Genomic DNA, 15,028 nt, shown 5'->3' with positions numbered 1-15,028 from the left:
CCCTCCCGTCGCGCCGTTCCGGCACTATGGGAACGTGGATGACCCGACCCCGCCGGCGGCAGCAGCCGTCCGACGTCCGGCCCTGGTGCTGGCGACGGTCTGCGGCGCGCTCGCGCTGATCTCGATCGATGTCACCGTGTTGCACGTGGCGGCGCCCACGATCGCGCGCGACCTCGACGCGACCGACGCGGAGCTGCTGTGGATCATCGACGCGTTCCCGTTCGTGATCGCTCCGCTGCTGCTTTCGGCGGGTGTCCTGAGCGATCGGTTCGGGCGGCGCCGATTCCTCGTCGTCGGCATGCTCGTGTTCGTCGCCGCTTCCACGGCCGCCGCGTTCGCCCCTTCACCGGAGCTGCTGATCGCCGCGCGCGCGACCATGGCGGTCGGTGCGGCGGCGGCGCTGCCGTCGACGATGTCGCTCCTTCGGGTCGCTTACCCCGATCGCCGGCGACGAGTGCGCGCGGTCGCGATCTGGTCCATGTCCTCGGCCGCTGCGGCGGCAGCCGGACCGGTGCTCGGAGGTCTCATCGTCGAGCACAGCTGGTGGGGAGGGGTGTTCCTCTTCAACCTCCCGCTCGGCATCGCGGTGATCGCGGCGGCCGCGGCCTGGATCCCGGAGTCGCGCTCGGAGAGACCGGGCAGCACGGACATCGCCAGTCAGCTCCTCGCGGTCGCCGCCGTGCTCTGCGCAGCGGTCGCCGCCAACAGCCTGTCGGACCACGGGACGGTGGTGTTCGCCGTCGGTCTGGCCACGGCCGCCGTACTCGTCTGGATCTTCGTCCGACGGCAGCGCGGGATGCTGCGACGCGGCCGTCAGCCGATGCTCGACGTGCGTCTCTTCCTCAACCGCGCCTTCTCCTCCGCGCTGCTGGCCGTCGGACTGGCGATGTTCGCCGTCGTCGGACTCGAACTCCAGTTCGCCCGATACCTGCAGTTGGTGCGGGGGCTCTCTCCGTTCGACGCAGCGATGCTCCTGATCCCTCTCGCTCTGGCGACGCTGGTCGGTGCGTTCGTCTCGCCCTGGGTCCTCCGCCTCCTCGGGCACCGCGTCAGCATCTGCATGGCGCTCATCGTCGCCGGCGTGGCTCTGTCCCCGATAGCGCTGCTCGGAGAACCCCTGAGCTTCCTGCTCTTCGCCGCCTGCACATCCCTGGTCGGGCTGAGCATCGAGATCGCCGCCGTGAGCGCCAACGACCTGATCGTCTCGTCGGCGGGACTGCACGAAGTGGGCGGTGCGGCGGCGCTGGAGGAGATCTCGTACGATCTCGGCGGCGGCTTCGGCACCGCGATCCTCGGAGCCATCGCCGTGACCGCACCGTCATCCGGCCAGGGCTTCCACCTGGCCGTCCTCGTGGCGGCGGTCTTACTGGCCGTCTCGGGAGCAGGTGTCGGAATCGCGCTCCGACGGCGCTCTTCGGTGTGATCCGTCAGGCGGCGTTGCGCCGCAGAGGGACCTCCGCCGACACGGTGAACACGCCCGGCTCGGCGCCGACCTGGACCGCTCCGCCCAGCGCGGCCGCCTGCTCGCGCAGCGAGGCGAGGCCGAGTCCGGAGGACGACTCCACGCGCGCGACGCCGCCGGAGACCGCCGGTGCACCCGACGCGGAGCGGACGACGATGCCCGCGACGTCGTGGACGCGGTCGTAGGACACCAGGATGTCGATACCCCGGATCGATCCGTGTTTGGCCGCGTTGGTCAAACACTCCCGGACGAATCGGAAGACGAACAGACAGACATCCTGCGCGAAATCCTCGATCTGGTCGGTCAGCTGCGCGTGGATGGGAATGCCAGCGGCCCGGAACTCCAGCAGGAGGTTGTTCAGGTCGGCCAGCGGTGTCCTGCTGGGCGGCGTCGTGTTCGACAGCAGAGTGGCGAGGGTGGTCGCCGCTTCTCGCACGTTGTACTGGATCGCCTGCGAAACCTGTTCCTCCTCGTCATGACTGAGCGAACGCCGGTTCTGCAGCGTCGAGGCATACAGGTTCAGGAGCGCGAGTCGGTGGCCCAGCTGATCGTGCAGGATCTCCACGAGTTCTTCGATCCGGGGCCCCTGCTCGTCGGGCCTGGATCGGCGCGCCGCCAGGGTCTGCCTGCGCACGAGCACGCCGGCCACGATGACGGTGGCCTCCCCCGCGACCAGGATCCAGGTCTGTGCTTGGGCCTGTCCCGACACGGTGCCGACGAGCATGACAGCGAGCACGAGCGGCAGAAGGCCTCCCACCGTCAGGAACACGCCGGTCGCGACCGAGAGCGCGCTCCGTCGGCCGCTGACGGCGAGAACGAAGGTCACATACCACGCGAACGGGATGGCATCCGGCGCGAGGCCGATGACAGCGGCGGCGACGAACGCCGTCGTGTACGGCGGACAGGTATCGAGGAGGAGTGCCGCCGCGCACAGAAGAAGGGCCGGATACACGAGCCACCCCGTGCACCCGATCGCGAAGTGCACACTGAGACCCGCCAGGGCGACGCCGGTCGCGCTGGCGAGGCGGCTTCGTGTCCGTCCCAGCTCACCGGGCATTCTTCACGACGCCGCGGGGGGCGCGCGAGGTTGCCTGTGGCATCACGCAACAGGGGAACACCGGGCACACGTGATCGCGGAGCCGGCGTTCCACCAGAGCAGAGACAGCGCTGGCGTGCGCCTCCTCGCCGACGAGGAGCCCCAATCGCCGCAACAGGGCACGGTCTGCTGACGAAAGAAGTCGCATGGAAATTCCCCCAGTGATCGATTGCTTCGAGCGTAGGCACCGGGGCACGGCGGTGAACCCGCCCGTGACGACTGGTCAACCAAAGAGAACACGTGCGATCAACTTAGGAAGACAGTGGTCCTCCTAAGTTGATCGCGGCCGTTGTGAGGCGGGCTATAAATACAGTGACACCAGGCGACCGCCCACCGGGGTCCACCGACGAACGAGGAGAACATGGTATCGACACGAGTCCTGATCGTGGACGACGACCCCATCGTGCGCATGGGCTTCCGGCTGCTGTTCCGCTCGATCCCCGAACTCGACATCGTGGGCGAGGCGATCGACGGCAGCGAGGTCGCCGGACTCCTCGACACGATCCCTGTGGATGTCGTCCTGATGGACATCCGCATGCGGCACGTCAACGGCATCGCCGCCGCCCGCTCGATCCGCCAGCGCTACCCGCATCTCCGGATCGTCCTCATGTCGTCGCTGCTGAACGAGGAGTTCGCCCAGCATGCGCGGAACATCGGATCGACGACCTTCGTCCCCAAGACGGCGACCACCGAGACACTCCGAAAGGCTCTCCTCGGCACCGCGACCGAACGGGCGGCGACGACGTCCAACCTCGTGAGCGAGACGGAGAGCGCGCTGATGTCGTTGACCGCACGGGAGTTGTCGGTGGCGCGGGCGGTCGCGACGGGACTGTCGAACGAGAGCATCGCCCGGGAACTGCACCTGAGCGTCAACAGCGTCAAGACCTACGTGTCGCGCTGCCTGGCCAAGCTCGGCCTGGAGAATCGCGTCCAGCTCGCCAACGAAGTACGCGCCAACGACCGGGACCGCCTGACCTGATCGTCGACATCGCCCAGCCTGCACGGGCCGGTCACGGACTCCGATCGTCTGCGGGCTGTGCCTCGTCATCCTGGCGCCGACCCGGGAGAACCAGCCTCACGAGATACTGGTTGCCCTCCGGCGCAGCGCGGAGGGATCCGCCGGCGTTCTCCGCCCGCACGCGCAGACTCCGCAGGCCGACACCCGTGGAGTCGATCCGGCGGCGCACGTCGTCGGCGACGATCGACGGAAGCGGGGAGAGGACCGTCGCGCGCACCCCATCGCCCACCGTTCGCTCGACGCTCAACCGCACCACGCCCGGAGCGGAGTACTTCAGAGCATTGGTCAGCGCTTCGCGGACGAACATCGCCAGCACCCGCTCGACCTCCGGCGGCAAGGGCGCCGCGATGTCGCCCCAGTCGATCTCGAATGTCGACCCGATTTGCGCGAATGCCGCGACGAAGGTGCGCGCCGTGTTCTCCGGATCCGCGGGTACGAGCTCCGCCTGGTGGCCGGCGACCAGGCTGGTGATCGTCGCACGCACATCGGACGAAAGCGTCTGCCCTGCTCGGGCGAGCTGCTCGACCGCGACGATCCGCTCCGATTCGTCGAGTTCGGGATCGGCCAGCAGCGCGCGCGAGTAGAGGCTGAGCACGGTCACGTTGGCGCCGAGCGTGTCGTGGAGGTCGCGCCCCAGTTGGATCCGCTCCCGCTCCCGCACCTCGGAGGCGGCCGCGCGGTGGCTGTCGTCCAGCGACGCGACCAGGTGGTCGATCCGACGCTGACGGGACTGCAGCTCGCCGAACCCCAGGCCGACGAACACGACCAGCGCGAATCCGATCTCGAGGAAGACGATCTGACGGACAGTCACGCCCCACTCGAATCCCCCGTCGACGCGTGTCGTGTACAGCACCGTCTGGATCAGCCCGGCGACCCACGCCGCGCAGAGGGTGGCGATCACCTTGCGGCGTGCCCCCTGGGCGCCGCGCACGAACAGCGCCACCCAGAGCGCCGGCACGGCGACCGGAGACACCGCCGCGCAGAGCACGATCAGCGCCTGCGCCCATCCGCGTGAGACGAAGAGGATGGCCGACGCGGCGACCAGGCCTGCCAGCGGTGCGAGGACGAGGAGCACCACGCCGTTCGTGCGCCAGGACTCCTCGAAGGCGTAGAGCATGATCCCGGCTGCGATCGCCACGAGCGCGGTGACGGCACGGAACACGCGTGTCCCCATCATCGGAGCGCCCGTCGTCGCCATGCGTCCAGTCTACGATCGGCGTCTCGGCCGTTCGGAAGGGCGGTGGAGCCGGAACCCGACCCGGCTCCACCGCCACGAACAGTCCGGACCCGAACCGGCCACCTGCTCGACATCGACGCTAGACCCCGCTCCCGGCGCGATCGCCGTCCCGTGCCCTTCCGTCAACTAAAGGAGGTACCCGGTTCTGCCCCAGGCTGACTCGGTTCGCGAGCTGCACCCGGTTGCGGACGCCGAGCTTCGCGAAGATCCGTGACGTGTATGTCTTCACGGTGTTGACACTGAGACCGAGCACCGCCGCGATACCGGAGTTCGAGTAGCCTTCGGCCACGAGGGCCGCGACCGATCGTTCGCGTGTCGTCAAGGTCGTCTCGATGACGCCTGGCGGCTCCTCAGAGCGTCTCTGATCGCCCAGGATCGCTCGCGTGAAGTCATCGATGGGAGCACTCTTGGCGACGAACCCATGCGCGCCCATGTTCGAGATGTGGGCGGAGAGGGAGTCGTCGAGGAAGCTGGTGGTCAGAACGATGCGCACGGCGGGAAAGCGCACCCTGATCGGGTTGACGGTCGCGATCCCGCTCATCGTCGGCATCCGCACGTCGAGCAGTACGACATCGATGAGATTCCGGTGCGTCTCGAGCAGGAGCAGCGCGTCGACACCGTCCGAGGCCTCGCCGACGACGGTGATCGTCTCGCCGTGCAGCGCGAGTCGGAACGCTCGCCGCACGATCGGGTCGTCATCGACGATCAGTAGTCTGCATCTCGTTTCGTCCGCGATCATGGCGCCTCCCGGTGTCGCACGGCGGACGGACCTCCCGCTCGCCTCCTCCTAGTGCTACCCGGTCTCTGGTGAACGAGTCGGTCTACCCTCACAAACAGTATTCGAAGAGAGAGGGGGAGGGCGGCCCGCCTTCGGGCGGAAGGCGGGCCGCCCATCGACTCAGCGGCCCGGGCTCTCCACCCCGATGCGAGCCGTCGACGCGTCTGCCGGGTCGGCCGAGGCACCCGAGCCGATGTCGGCGGACGGCGTGGACGAGACTCCGGAGGGGGTGCTTTCTCCGGTGACGCCGCCGACGGCCGGCACGCTGCTGCTCGCAGGCCGTGCCGCGCCCTGGGTCGCCGCGTAGCCGGCGACGGGAACGAGCACCCCGAGGGCGACCGCGGCACCCGCGGTCATCACAGCGATCGTTGACTTCTTCATGGACATTCCTCTCGTGTGGTCACGCACTGCCCGGGTGGGCACACCCCGACCTCACCGACCCCAGCTCGGGGTCCCCGCCGAAGACGGGCAAGAGTCCACCATCGGGTGATCCGGCGGCCGCCGTGATCCAGCGCTTCGGCGACGACCCATCACCTTTGGTTGATCGTCTGCGGCCGGGTGAAGCGCGCCGTATGCCGCCCCACCAGAGTGGATTCCGGGGTCGTCCGGCTCCGCCCATCTCTCCGAGGAATCGAAAGGCCCCGAGCCATGAGCCATCCGCGCTGCGACGTCACCCTGGTGGTGCCGACCTTCAACGAGGCCGGGAACATCGTGCGCCTGCTCGACAAGATCGAGGAGGCCGTCGACGCCGCGACGACGGAAGTGCTCTTCGTCGACGATTCCAGCGATGACACGCCCGATCGCATCCTCGACCAGTCGGAAATCCGTGACCTGCCGGTGCGGCTGCTGCACCGCGACGACGCGGTCGGAGGTCTGGCCGGGGCGGTCGTCGCCGGAATGCGCGACGCGCGCGGTCACTGGGTCGTCGTGCTCGACGCCGACCTTCAGCACGATCCCGCGACGATCCCCGCGGTACTGCGGCAGGCGCAGACCTCGGGCGCGGATGTCGTCGTCGCCTCACGCAACATTCCCGGCGGATCCTCCTCCGGCCTGGAGACCCGGGTGCGCCGCCTGGTCTCCCACGTGTCGACGACCGTCGCGAAGATGCTGTTCCCGCGGCGCCTGCGCCAGTGCAGCGACCCGATGTCCGGATTCTTCGCCGTTCGACGTTCAGCGGTCGATCTCGACGCTCTGGCGCCCACCGGCTTCAAGATCCTGCTGGAGATCCTCGTCCGGACGTCGCCGCGCGTGGCGGAGGTTCCGCTCGCCTTCGGCGAGCGCCATGACGGCGAGTCGAAGGCGGGGCTGGCGAACGGCCTCGCGTTCGCGCACCAGCTCGTGACGCTGAGGACGCACCGGCAGGCCCGGCCGGTAGCCGGTGTCCGGCGATGAGCGAGCGCTCCGTGATCGCGCGCAGCCGTCGCGCCTGGTCCGCCCTGCCTCGCTGGGTCAGGATCTGCCTCGTCGCTCTGGCGGCACGCGTGCTCAGCCTGATCCTCCTCCTCATCGCCTTCACGATCGCCCATGCCCACGGGTGGACGGGAATGGACGCCCGTCATCCGGTGCCGGACTCCGTCGCATTCCTGGGCATGTGGGACAGCCGCTGGTATGCGGAGATCGCTACCCAGGGGTATCCCCACCAGCTGCCGATGGTCGGCGGCTCCGTCGGACAGAACGCCTGGGCGTTCCTGCCGGTCTTCCCCGCACTCGTCCGTGGGTTGATGGCGACCGGCGCCCCGTTTCCGCTGCTCGGCACGCTGATCTCCATCGCCGCGAGCGCCGCCGCCGCCGTGGTCCTGCATCGACTGGTCTCTCTGCGGGTCGCGCCGCAGCAGGCGCGCTGGGCGGTCCTGCTCTTCTGCTTCAGTCCGTGGTCGTTCATCTTCAGCACCGCCTATGCCGAAGCCCTGTTCGTCCTGCTCCTGTTCAGTGGCCTGGTGTTCATCGAACAGCGTCGATACGAGCTCGCGACCGCCGTGGCGGTGGTCGCGGCGTTCACCCGGCCGGGCGCGCTCGCCCTCGCACTGGTTCTCGCTATTCACCTCGTCGTCCGCTTCGTGCGGCGACGCGACGACCCGCTCGCCGTACGGGACGCGGCGCGGATCACCGTCGCAGGCCTGGTGACCGCCTCCGCGGGACTCGCCTGGCCCCTGATCGCCGCCGCCGTGACCGGGCGTCCCGACGCGTACATCGCGACGGAGACGGCCTGGTGGTCGAACACGATCCCGGACCCGCACTTGTTCCCGCTCACCCCCTGGTTCCTCGTCGGGTACGCGTATCTCGGCATCGCAGGCGCGGTGGCCGTCGCCGTCGCGGTGGCGGCTGGGATCGTCTGGATGTGCGGGAAGCCGTTCCGTCGTCTGGGCCCGGTGACGGCCGGCTATCTGTGGTCGTACACGCTGTATCTGTTCGCGGTGTTCCTGCCGCAGCAGAGTTTGCCGCGCGTGATGCTCCCGTTGGCGCCGGCTTTCGCCGACGAACGGCTCACTCGTACGCGGGCACGCCGCGTCGGGATCCTCGTCGTGTTCCTCGCCCTGCAGCCGGTCGCGATCGCATTACTCTGGCTGCGCGGCGCGCCCTGACGCCGCCCCGGGGGTCTCGGGGCGGTCAGTGCCGGCCGAGGACGCCGTCGTGGAGGGAGCGGACGACCAGCTCGGCCGCCTCGGATGCGCTCAGCTCCTGCTCGGCCATCGATTCCCAGCCGACGTAGAGCAGACCCCAATAGGAACGCTGGAGCCAGGATGCGGTCATGCCGTCCTCGGCGTCCGCCACGCGAACGCGTGCGAGCAGGACATCGACCGGGTCGCCCTCTCGTCGGAGCGAAGCCCAGAACTCGTCGTCGTCGCTGATCGACGGGTCGGCGTAGAGGAACATCATCGTGGGCCCGAGGGCCAGATGCGCCTCCACCACCTTGCGGAGCGTCACGAGGGGGGCCAGATCCAGTGCGAGCATGCGACGCACGGCTTCGTCGGCCTCGGCGTACGCCTGCACAGCCAGACCTTTGACCAGGGCGGTACGGTCGGGGAAGTAGCGATAGAGGGTGCTGCGGGAGACCTGAGCGGCGGCCGCGATGTCGATGAGCGACGACGCCGGCGCGGAGGGCAGCAGCTGACGCGCCGTGTCGAGGATGGCGGCGACCGCCCTGCGCTGCGCCGGCGTCGAGGCCAGGCCGTCCGGAATGTTTCCCATGACGACGACTCTACGGCAGAACTCCTTAGTGATCTTTTTTGACACAGAGAATTCTCTTTTCGGCCACGGATCTCCTCCCGGCTCCGACCAAAGTTGACAGTCGCCGGGGTGCCCTGGCCCGCTCCCGCCGATCGGGATTGAGTTGTGCGCAACCATGCCGGTCGCTGTGCTTTCCGCCACCCGGCAACCGTGAGGAGAAAGGACAGTCATGAGTGTGGAATTCGCCGCACAGACGGGCAGCATCGCCGACGCCGCCCACGCCACGCAGACCTGCGCGAACGAGATCGAGGAGGTCGTCCAGGGCCTCGTGTCGAGGACGTCCGCCCAGCTCGAAGGGTGGCAGGGCCCGGCCGCAGACGCCTACCGGCGCGCCGTCGAGAAGTGGAACGGAGACGCCCGTTCCATCCTCGACGCGCTCACCTCGATCGCGCGGGCGCTCTCCGTCTCGCAGGAGAACTACGACCAGGCGGAGACGGAGCATCTCACGGCCCTCGAGAAGTTCACCTACGCGATCTGACCGGAAGACGAGGAACAGAGCATGTCGAACAACACCATCCGCATCGACACCGCGGCGATGCGCAGCGTCAATGCCGATATGGCGTCGCAGAACGAGCGCATCACCGGGCTCCTGAGCGCGCTCCAGTCCCGCGTGGAAGCGGAGATGTCGGGCTGGTCCGGGTCCGCCAAGAGCCAGTACGAGCAGAAGAAGGAGCAGTGGAACAGGGCGGCGGCAGAGATGAACCGCATCCTGGAGCTCCTCGCCTCCAGTACCGCCACCATCGCGTCCAACTACGAGGAGGCCGAGTCCGCCAACGCGCGGATGTGGCGCTGAAGTCCGGACGGGGGCGGGATCGACCGCGGGTGCGGTCGATCCCGCCCCCGTCGGGTCTCGGAGGTAGACGATGACAGACGACACTCACCGCGATCCCACTCCCGTGGGGACGGCGATCGCACAACATGAGCTCCGCACCCTGGACCGACGGCTGCGTCGTGGCCTCGTCCACGGCGATCAGGTGGCCGAAGTGCTGCAGAAGCTGCGACCGGCGGACGGGGTGCTGCGAGCCGCCCTGCTCTGCACGATCTCGCTCGTCGTGGCGTTCCTCGCCGGCTTCGTCACGATCGCCGTCTCACAGGTCCATCCGGCCCCGGCGACGTCGACGACGCAGCCATCGCCGCAGCGTCCGGCCCCGTCTCAGACCGCGGACGACAGGGTCCGGCCGTGAGGATCCACGTGCACTGGGGGGAGCATCGCTTCGACCTCGACCTCGCCGGCGATGTCCCGATCGCCGAGTGGGAGGCGGAGGTGGTCGAGATCCTCGCCGCACGCGGCATCCCCATCGACGCGGAGACCGAGGCCGCCCCCTGGATCGGGCCGGACCACGCCCCGCTCGACCCCGCCGCCGGGCTCGAGGCGCAGGGCGTCGCACCGGGCGCGGTGATCGCGCGCGCGGTCCGCCCCCATCAGGTCGAGCTGCAGCTGGAGGACGACGGCACGGCGGACGGCCCCGACCGCTCACGCCTGCTTCTGTCGGGCAGCTGCCTGGCGTCCGCCATCCTGTTCGGCGCCCAAGCGACCATGGTCCTGCAGGGGACCTCGAGCGGGTTGCTGTGGTGCGTGCTCGCTCTGTACGCGGGCCAGCTCGGGGGGCTCTTCTGGGCCCGGCGCGCGGTCACGGGGAGGGAAACCGTGCGGCCTCTCTGGCTGGTGCACGTCGCGCTCGTCATACTCGGCGCCGGTAACGCTGCCGCAGCGATGCTGGATCAGGGATTCGATCTCGGGGCGGCCGTCGCGCTCGCGACCGGCGCCGCGGGGCTCACTCTCTGGCTCACCGCACCGTGGCCCGTGGTCGGTCTGAGCGCGGTCGTGTTCTCCGCCTTCGTCGGGGCGCTGAGCGCCACCGGGTACCTCCCGGTGAGCGAGCCCATGCGCATCGGCGCGGCCGTCGTCGCCGCGGTCTGCGTCGCCGCCTACGCGCCGCGTCTCGCCGTGGCGATGACGCCTCGGTCACGCGAGCGGGTCGCCGCACGCGCCGCCGACCTCGACGAGGTCCGCCTGCACGAGACCGACCGATCGCGGCAGTACATCGCACGGGCGCGCGCCGTCCAGGTCGCCCACGTCATCGGGGCGTCCGTGTTCGTCGTCTACTGCATCGGCCTCGACCGGTCGTCGCTCTACACTCTCCTCCTCTACACGGCGGCGATGCTGTCGCTCCTCGGCACCGCCGCTCGGGTCCGTCACTCCGCGCGAATGGTCACGATGATCATCGCCGTCGCTTCCCTGACGGCGCTCGTCACCGCCTGGGCCCCACCCATCAGCGGAGTACTGGTGGCTGCGGCGGCCGCCACGGCCGTCGCGCTCTCCGGCCTGATCCGATTCCCGCCGGGTCTCGGGGCGATGGTCGTCGCCCGCTCGGAGACGCCGCTCCTGCTGATCGTCTTCTGCCTTTTCCTCGCCGACATCGACGCCTGGCGCCGATGCTGGCAACTCGGTGAAGCGCTCGGGCACGCGGTGACCGGATCATGAGCAGAGCATCCGGCGACCCGCTGGCTGCCGACTTCGAGCTGGCCGTCGACGTGCCCGCGGTGCCGGCTCGCGAGCAGGACGACGCGGCGGGCGCATCGGTCGCCCAGGCGGTGCTCCCCCTGGTCAGCGTCGCCGGGATGTCGCTCCTCTATGTGGTCAACCCCACGCCGCAGGCGATGCTGGTCGGCGGCGCTGTGATCATGACGACCATCGTCTCCGTGGTCGGGACGACCGTGGCCACGCGGCTTCGTGCGGCCCGCCGCCGCCGGAAGAGCCAGCTCCTCTATCTCTACGACCTCGACGCGGCGCTGCGTCGTGCGCTGGAGGATGCCGCCCGAGCCGAGAGAGCCGTGACCCGAGCGGCTCCCGCCGCCCACGACCTCGTCTGGCGCGTGCGCGATCGCGATCTGGTGCGCGGGCGGGAGCGCACCGACCACCTCCTCGTCCGAGTCGGGTCAGGGCCGCTGCCGCTGGGCGGGATCGGAGACGAGGTCACCAGCCGCGCGTCCATCGACTCCGACCCCGCCTGTCTCGAGGCCGGAAAGCAGGCACTGCGCGCGCTATCAGGTGTCGACAGCTGGCCGATCCGGCTCGCCGTCGGCTCGGCGCCCATTCGCGTCATCGGCGACGCGGACTCTCCGGCGGTCAACGACCTCCTGCGCTCTCTGGTCGCCTCCGCCTGCGCCTGTCACTCCACGGTCGACCTGCAGATCCTCGTCGTGGCTCCCCCGGCCCTGCACCCGGGCTGGCGATGGACGCGCTGGCTGCCCCATCGGCTCAGCGCGACGGGCGTCACCACGACGATGGGTGCACTCGACGCGCTGAGCGCCCGCCTGAACGGCAAGACGGACTCGGTGCTCCTCGTCATCGCTCTCGATCCGGCTCCGGATGATCCGATCGAGGAGGCGTTGGAGGCGCTGACGGCGCACGACGAGACGGCGTGCGTGGTCAGAGTCGGACGCTCGCAGCGTGTCGGCCGCCTCGATGTCGTCATCGAAGCGCACGACGAGGAGCGTTGCCGACTCCGGTCTCCCGGTCGTCCCGCGGTGTCGTTCCAACCCGATCGGCTCGGCGCCGTTGCGGCCGAGGTGCTCGCCCGCGCGCTCGCCCGAGCCTCCCCCGCGCCGGTGGACGGCACATCGACGGCAAGCGGTCCGCTCTCCACCGGCACGGCGAGGGCCATCCTCGACTGGGAGAGCCGGACGGCGACGCCGATCGACGAGGAGAACGCCGACTTCCTGGTCGCAGCCCTCGGCCGAACGCCCGAGGGTGCGCCCGTCGCACTCGACCTGAAGGAGCCGTCCAGTGGCGGGGTGGGTCCGCACGGTGTCGTCGTCGGCGCCACGGGCTCGGGGAAGAGCGAGCTGCTGCGCACGCTGGTCGTCTCTCTCGCCGCACGCCATCACACCGACGACCTCGCCTTCCTTCTGGCCGACTTCAAAGGCGGCGCCTCCTTCATCGGGATCTCGGCATTGCCCCACGTCTCCGCAGTGGTGACCAATCTGGATGCCGACGCCCACCTCATCGCCCGTGTCCAGCTGTCGATCGACGGAGAGCTGCATCGGCGGCAGGAGCTTCTGGCCGCGCACAGCGCCGCCTCGGTGAGCGAGTACCGGGAACGACGCCGACGCGAGCACCCCGAGTGGGCGCCTCTCCCGCACCTGGTGCTCGTCATCGACGAGTTCAGCGAGCTGCTGGAGAAGGAGCCGTCGTTCGTCGACACCTTCGTGAGTGTCGGGAGGCTGGGGCGAAGCCTCGGCCTGCACCTGATCCTCGCCTCCCAGCGGCTGGACGAGGGACGGATCCGGGGCCTGGAGAGTCACCTCAGCTTCCGGATCGCGCTCCGCACGTTCAACGTCTCGGACAGCATGGCCGCGATCGGCACGCGCGACGCGTATTCTCTCCCCCGCGAGCCCGGCACCGCCCTGCTGCGGACCTCGGGGAGCGAACTCCTCGCGTTCCGCGCCGACCACGTCGGCGCGCGTCTCACCGACCCCGGCACTGGACGCGCCGAAGTGGTCGTCCGCGGCCTCGACGGACGACGCTGGGAGGCGCAGCGGAGCGCACCGCTCCCCCGCACTGCCGATCCACGCACCGCCGTCCAGCGGTTGAGCGAAGCCCTCGACGGGGTCCTCCCCGCGGCGCATCAGATCTGGCTGGCGCCCCTCCCCCGGACCCTCCCGCTCTCCTCACTGCTGAGTGCGGCGCGCACCGCCCACGGGGACACCGCTCTTCCGATCGCGCTCCTCGATGAACCCGCTTTGCAACGCCAATCGGTCTGGTCGCTCGATCCTCTCGGGCGCGATGCGAGTGTCGCGATCGCCGGCTCCGCCCGCCGTGGCAAGACCACGCTGGTGCAGACCCTCGTCGTGTCCGCGGCGTACGCGACCTCGCCGAACGCGATCGGTTTTGTGCTCTTCGACGCAGATGGCGGACTCGCCCGCTTGACGTCGCTGCCGCATCTCACGTTCTACGCGCATCCTTCCGACGCGCAGCTCGCGGACCTGATCGCGTTCCTGCAGGACTCTCTCGCGTACCGCACCCGGGCGCTCCGCCGGCGGCTGCTCCTGGATGTCGATGCCCTGTTCGAGTCCTGGACCGACGACGACCGGGCCGCCGCCGGGCCGCAACGTCTCTTCGTCCTGATCGACGGCCTGGCGTCGTTCGCCGCCGCGGACCCGGAGTTCGAGGCGCTGGTCCGGCTTCTGCTCGCCGAAGGCCCGGGAGTCGGCATCCACGTCGTTCTCACCGTGCGGCGCTGGGGGGAGCTGCGGATATCGACGCAGGAGATGGTCGCCACGCGTATCGAGCTGGGACTCAACGATCCCACCGACTCGATCTACCAGCGCCGCCACCCGGTGCCCAAGGACATCCCCGGCCGTGCGGCGACCGCGGACGGGGTCATGCAGGTGGCGCTGCCGCAACTCGACTCCGCCGGGATCGATGGTGCCGTCGGGCTGCTCCGGATCACCTGGTCGGGGACGGCGTCTCGACTGCCCGACCTCGGCCGACCACCCCTGTCGTTCTCGTCGATCGATCGGACGGGCGGCAGCGGCATCGTGCTCGGCGTCGCCGCCTCCGACGACAGAGTCGTCAGCGTCGACTTCCTGGACAGCGAATCGCTCCTGTGCATCGTGGGACCGAGCGGATCGGGCAAGACCAACGCGATCCGCCTCGTCCTCGCGCAGGTGAGCGAACAAGCGCCGGACGCGATCGTCACCCTCCTGGACCCCCGGCTGACGCTGAGCGCCTCGCTGCCCGCCGATCTCTCCCACACCGTGGCCGCGACGGCGACCCGCGCCGAAGCCGTCCTCTCCGAGCTGCACACACGGCTGCTCGAGCGCCTGCCCGCTCCGGACGAGCTCCCGCAGTTCGTGCGAAGCCCCGGTGACAGCCGGCGGCCGCGGATCGTGCTCGCCATCGATGACGCTCACCTCGCCATGCGGACGAACCCTCTCACCGCACTGACGGAACTGCTCTCGTTCTCCCGGCTGCTCGGGCTCTCGATCGTGGTGTCGTCCACCGACGGGACGGCCGCCGCTCAGCAGCTGCGCGCGCTCGGGGCCGTCGCTCTCGATCTCGGCAGCGCCGATGGCTCCGCCTCCGGGCGGCAGGCGTCGACCACCGTGAGGGCGGTCGGCACCGGGAGGGTCGCCCGCCCCGGCACGCCGCCCGAGGATGTCCGCATCCCCCGGATCGACCTGCCCTGAACGCCTGTCCATCC

The 15,028-nt window shown here is 69.7% G+C and carries 14 protein-coding genes; 9 read left to right on the top strand and 5 right to left on the bottom strand.

Features of this window, described 5'->3' with window-relative positions:
• Nucleotides 1–34 precede the first annotated feature (34 nt).
• Nucleotides 35–1,423: an MFS transporter gene (locus tag LLS1_RS12210; protein WP_226655897.1), complete on the top strand. Its 1,389-nt coding sequence runs from the start codon at nucleotides 35–37 to the stop codon at nucleotides 1,421–1,423.
• 4 nt (nucleotides 1,424–1,427) lie between these two features.
• Here LLS1_RS12210 and LLS1_RS12205 read toward each other — a convergent pair whose 3' ends face one another.
• Entirely contained in the window at nucleotides 1,428–2,519 is a 1,092-nt protein-coding gene (locus LLS1_RS12205; protein WP_226655895.1) for a sensor histidine kinase, read from the bottom strand.
• Between the two features lie 400 nt (nucleotides 2,520–2,919).
• On the opposite strand from LLS1_RS12205, the gene LLS1_RS12200 reads away from it, so the two are divergent.
• A complete protein-coding gene (locus tag LLS1_RS12200) occupies nucleotides 2,920–3,537 on the top strand; it encodes a response regulator transcription factor (RefSeq protein WP_226655893.1) in 618 nt (205 codons plus the stop codon).
• Nucleotides 3,538–3,568: 31 nt separating this feature from the next.
• Here LLS1_RS12200 and LLS1_RS12195 read toward each other — a convergent pair whose 3' ends face one another.
• From LLS1_RS12195 to LLS1_RS12185, 3 genes are all read right to left on the bottom strand, one after another.
• Nucleotides 3,569–4,774, bottom strand: a complete 1,206-nt coding sequence (locus LLS1_RS12195) for a sensor histidine kinase (protein ID WP_226655892.1) — start codon at nucleotides 4,772–4,774, stop codon at nucleotides 3,569–3,571.
• Between the two features lie 118 nt (nucleotides 4,775–4,892).
• A complete protein-coding gene (locus LLS1_RS12190; RefSeq protein ID WP_226655890.1) occupies nucleotides 4,893–5,552 on the bottom strand; it encodes a response regulator transcription factor in 660 nt (219 codons plus the stop codon).
• Between the two features lie 159 nt (nucleotides 5,553–5,711).
• Nucleotides 5,712–5,972 carry a hypothetical protein gene (locus LLS1_RS12185; RefSeq protein ID WP_226655888.1) on the bottom strand — a complete coding sequence of 87 codons (261 nt, stop codon included), beginning with the start codon at nucleotides 5,970–5,972 and terminating at the stop codon, nucleotides 5,712–5,714.
• A gap of 267 nt (nucleotides 5,973–6,239) precedes the next feature.
• On the opposite strand from LLS1_RS12185, the gene LLS1_RS12180 reads away from it, so the two are divergent.
• Nucleotides 6,240–6,983 (top strand): polyprenol monophosphomannose synthase, encoded by a 744-nt coding sequence (locus LLS1_RS12180; RefSeq protein WP_226655886.1) that lies wholly within the window; start codon nucleotides 6,240–6,242, stop codon nucleotides 6,981–6,983.
• Nucleotides 6,980–8,173 (top strand): mannosyltransferase family protein, encoded by a 1,194-nt coding sequence (locus tag LLS1_RS12175; protein ID WP_226655884.1) that lies wholly within the window; start codon nucleotides 6,980–6,982, stop codon nucleotides 8,171–8,173. Before LLS1_RS12180 ends, LLS1_RS12175 begins: the two co-directional genes overlap by 4 nt.
• Nucleotides 8,174–8,198: 25 nt before the next feature.
• Here LLS1_RS12175 and LLS1_RS12170 read toward each other — a convergent pair whose 3' ends face one another.
• Nucleotides 8,199–8,780, bottom strand: coding sequence for a TetR/AcrR family transcriptional regulator (locus LLS1_RS12170; protein WP_226655882.1), 582 nt, complete (start codon nucleotides 8,778–8,780; stop codon nucleotides 8,199–8,201).
• Between the two features lie 208 nt (nucleotides 8,781–8,988).
• Here LLS1_RS12170 and LLS1_RS12165 point away from each other — a divergent pair, with 208 nt between their 5' ends.
• From LLS1_RS12165 to LLS1_RS12145, 5 genes are all read left to right on the top strand, one after another.
• Nucleotides 8,989–9,297: a WXG100 family type VII secretion target gene (locus LLS1_RS12165; RefSeq protein ID WP_226655880.1), complete on the top strand. Its 309-nt coding sequence runs from the start codon at nucleotides 8,989–8,991 to the stop codon at nucleotides 9,295–9,297.
• 21 nt (nucleotides 9,298–9,318) lie between these two features.
• Nucleotides 9,319–9,612 (top strand): WXG100 family type VII secretion target, encoded by a 294-nt coding sequence (locus LLS1_RS12160; protein ID WP_226655878.1) that lies wholly within the window; start codon nucleotides 9,319–9,321, stop codon nucleotides 9,610–9,612.
• A gap of 70 nt (nucleotides 9,613–9,682) precedes the next feature.
• Nucleotides 9,683–10,003, top strand: coding sequence for a hypothetical protein (locus LLS1_RS12155; protein ID WP_226655876.1), 321 nt, complete (start codon nucleotides 9,683–9,685; stop codon nucleotides 10,001–10,003).
• Nucleotides 10,000–11,304 (top strand): EsaB/YukD family protein, encoded by a 1,305-nt coding sequence (locus LLS1_RS12150; protein ID WP_226655875.1) that lies wholly within the window; start codon nucleotides 10,000–10,002, stop codon nucleotides 11,302–11,304. Before LLS1_RS12155 ends, LLS1_RS12150 begins: the two co-directional genes overlap by 4 nt.
• Nucleotides 11,301–15,014: an FtsK/SpoIIIE domain-containing protein gene (locus tag LLS1_RS12145; RefSeq protein WP_226655873.1), complete on the top strand. Its 3,714-nt coding sequence runs from the start codon at nucleotides 11,301–11,303 to the stop codon at nucleotides 15,012–15,014. Before LLS1_RS12150 ends, LLS1_RS12145 begins: the two co-directional genes overlap by 4 nt.
• Nucleotides 15,015–15,028 lie beyond the last annotated feature (14 nt).

It is taken from the genome of Leifsonia sp. LS1, from assembly GCF_020521355.1.
Lineage (GTDB): Bacteria > Actinomycetota > Actinomycetes > Actinomycetales > Microbacteriaceae > Leifsonia.
Note: the sequence above shows the minus strand (reverse complement) of the source record. Positions and strands in the feature narration are given on the sequence as shown.

What these genes read in the sequence shown, in the direction of transcription:
- LLS1_RS12205 (WP_226655895.1), bottom strand. Translation starts at nt 2,519, where the DNA reads ATGCCCGGTGAGCTGGGACGGACACGAAGCCGCCTCGCCAGCGCGACC.
- LLS1_RS12200 (WP_226655893.1), top strand. Translation starts at nt 2,920, where the DNA reads ATGGTATCGACACGAGTCCTGATCGTGGACGACGACCCCATCGTGCGC.
- LLS1_RS12195 (WP_226655892.1), bottom strand. Translation starts at nt 4,774, where the DNA reads ATGGCGACGACGGGCGCTCCGATGATGGGGACACGCGTGTTCCGTGCC.
- LLS1_RS12190 (WP_226655890.1), bottom strand. Translation starts at nt 5,552, where the DNA reads ATGATCGCGGACGAAACGAGATGCAGACTACTGATCGTCGATGACGAC.
- LLS1_RS12185 (WP_226655888.1), bottom strand. Translation starts at nt 5,972, where the DNA reads ATGAAGAAGTCAACGATCGCTGTGATGACCGCGGGTGCCGCGGTCGCC.
- LLS1_RS12180 (WP_226655886.1), top strand. Translation starts at nt 6,240, where the DNA reads ATGAGCCATCCGCGCTGCGACGTCACCCTGGTGGTGCCGACCTTCAAC.
- LLS1_RS12175 (WP_226655884.1), top strand. Translation starts at nt 6,980, where the DNA reads ATGAGCGAGCGCTCCGTGATCGCGCGCAGCCGTCGCGCCTGGTCCGCC.
- LLS1_RS12170 (WP_226655882.1), bottom strand. Translation starts at nt 8,780, where the DNA reads ATGGGAAACATTCCGGACGGCCTGGCCTCGACGCCGGCGCAGCGCAGG.
- LLS1_RS12165 (WP_226655880.1), top strand. Translation starts at nt 8,989, where the DNA reads ATGAGTGTGGAATTCGCCGCACAGACGGGCAGCATCGCCGACGCCGCC.
- LLS1_RS12160 (WP_226655878.1), top strand. Translation starts at nt 9,319, where the DNA reads ATGTCGAACAACACCATCCGCATCGACACCGCGGCGATGCGCAGCGTC.
- LLS1_RS12155 (WP_226655876.1), top strand. Translation starts at nt 9,683, where the DNA reads ATGACAGACGACACTCACCGCGATCCCACTCCCGTGGGGACGGCGATC.
- LLS1_RS12145 (WP_226655873.1), top strand. Translation starts at nt 11,301, where the DNA reads ATGAGCAGAGCATCCGGCGACCCGCTGGCTGCCGACTTCGAGCTGGCC.